Source organism: Paludisphaera soli (assembly GCF_011064595.1).
GTDB classification, from domain to species: Bacteria; Planctomycetota; Planctomycetia; order Isosphaerales; family Isosphaeraceae; genus Paludisphaera; species Paludisphaera soli.
The window spans coordinates 1-1,776 of sequence record NZ_JAALJI010000099.1 but is presented as its reverse complement, the minus strand read 5'-3'; the positions used below and the strand labels follow the sequence as shown (position 1 = coordinate 1,776).

Here is a 1,776-nt window from a genome sequence, read left to right as displayed (position 1 = left end):
CTAGTCTACAAGGTAGGCGGAAATGAGGGGCTCGTCAGCGTTTGGAAACACGACGGCTCCTACATCGTCACATGGGAGGAATGCCCGGCCGGAGAGCAATACGACGAGTCGACTTATACCCGCGACGAGAGACACCAACTCGGATCCATCGAGCAGTTGATGGCGTTCATTGCGGATCAGGGCCTGAGCCCCGAAGCGTTTAAGCCTTGACCGGGAGGCCGAGACGTTTGATGCCTTTGGCCGACGCTACTGACACCATTGCGGCTTCAGCCGACGAGGGCGGCCTCCGACCCGCGCGGTTTCAAGAGCGACGGCGGCTCCACGCCGCGCAGGCGAGCCCGATGGCACCGCGTCAGATATTCCAGCACGCTGCGTTTCTGCTGCCGACAGGTCGCCGCCACCGACAGCATCCGCTCCGCGAACCGACTCCCGCCTTCGCTGTCGGTCCCGCCACTGATCCGGCGCCAGATGACGGCGTGCCTGAGGGCGCGCTCGGCCGCGTTGTTCGTCGGCTCGACGCCCTCGACCCGCGTGAAGGTCCACAGGCAGTTCCAGAGGCGCAGCAACTCGCCGCAGGTGGTCGCCGTCTTCGGGCAGGCGCACCCCACCCCGGATTCCAGACTCGATCGGACCATCGGCCGCAGCCAGGCCACAGTCTGGAGGAAGGTCGATCGTTGGATGGTGCCGTCTCGCGCCTTGTGCCAGGCCTCGAACAGCTTGTCCGACTGCCAGAGCAACTGACGCCCGACCTCGGCACCGTCACCATCGCGGTCGATCATCGCTTGCATGTCGCGGCGAAGATGGGCCCAGCAGATCTGTCGCGATCCGAGCTCGATCCACTCGTACCCGGGGAAGCGGTCGCTGATGACGATCGGCTTCGGCTCCTCGCCGAGCAGGTCTTCGGCGACCGCACCGGCCCGGGACCGGGCGATGCGGAAGACGATGCCGAGCGAGGTCACCACGACCCACAGCCAGGCCTTGCGGCCGCTCTCCCGCCAGCCCGTCTCGTCGATGTTGGCCGCGTCGGCCGTCTTCACGGCCTCGGCCAGTTCCGCCACCGGTTGCTCGAGCACCTCGGCCGTGACGCGTTCCAGCTTGGCGATCATGCCGACGGAGATCGTCAGGCCCAGCAGGTCGGAGCACAACTGGGCGACCTGTCGCTTGCTCAGCCGGTAGGCGCCGGTGAGTACGCTGAGGGCCGCGTGCAGCCGGGAGCCGAACGCCGTGCGCGGCACGCCATCAGGCAACGCCCCGCAGGTAACGGCCCTGCAGTGCGGACAGGGCAAGCGGTGCAGCCGGTACTCATGGACCTCCGGCTCGATCGGCGGCAACTCGGCCACCTGGTGGCGCAGGGGCTCGGCGTCCTCACCGGCCAGCGAGTGCCCGCAGCGGCGACACGACGTCGGCTTGCAGTCGGTGGCCGAGGCGACGCGCTCCGGCGGCACTAACGCTCTCACCTTGCGGGGATGCCCCTTCTGGCCGCCCCGGCGCTTCTTCGACGGCGGCGCGGGCGGCCTCCGCTTCACGCCGATCGGGTCGGTCGACGGCGGCCTGGAGCTATTTGTGGAATTCTGGTCGACGCCGGTATTCAGATCCTGGACATGCCGCTTCAGCCCCGCGATCTGCTGCTCCAAGCCGACGATGATAGTCCCCACGATGGCCCTGGCCTCGTCCGAGAAGCTGTCCCAGATGTGCTGAGGGATCGAGGTCGGCCGTTCCATTCGGCTGTTATAATCATGCAACCTTGAGCAAGCAACCCAGGCCGTGAACGGCTAC

General features: G+C 67.1%; 2 protein-coding genes. One reads left to right on the top strand and one right to left on the bottom strand.

Going from position 1 to position 1,776, the window contains the following annotated elements:
• On the top strand, positions 1 to 210 hold a 210-nt coding region (locus tag G6O68_RS31720; RefSeq protein ID WP_165253746.1), incomplete at its 5' end, for a hypothetical protein.
• Between the two features lie 56 nt (positions 211 to 266).
• Here the strand turns inward: G6O68_RS31720 and tnpC are convergent.
• Positions 267 to 1,721 carry an IS66 family transposase gene (gene tnpC, locus G6O68_RS31715; RefSeq protein ID WP_165253744.1) on the bottom strand — a complete coding sequence of 485 codons (1,455 nt, stop codon included), beginning with the start codon at positions 1,719 to 1,721 and terminating at the stop codon, positions 267 to 269.
• Positions 1,722 to 1,776: the final 55 nt, after the last annotated feature.

What these genes read in the sequence shown, in the direction of transcription:
- tnpC (WP_165253744.1), bottom strand. Translation starts at nt 1,721, where the DNA reads ATGGAACGGCCGACCTCGATCCCTCAGCACATCTGGGACAGCTTCTCG.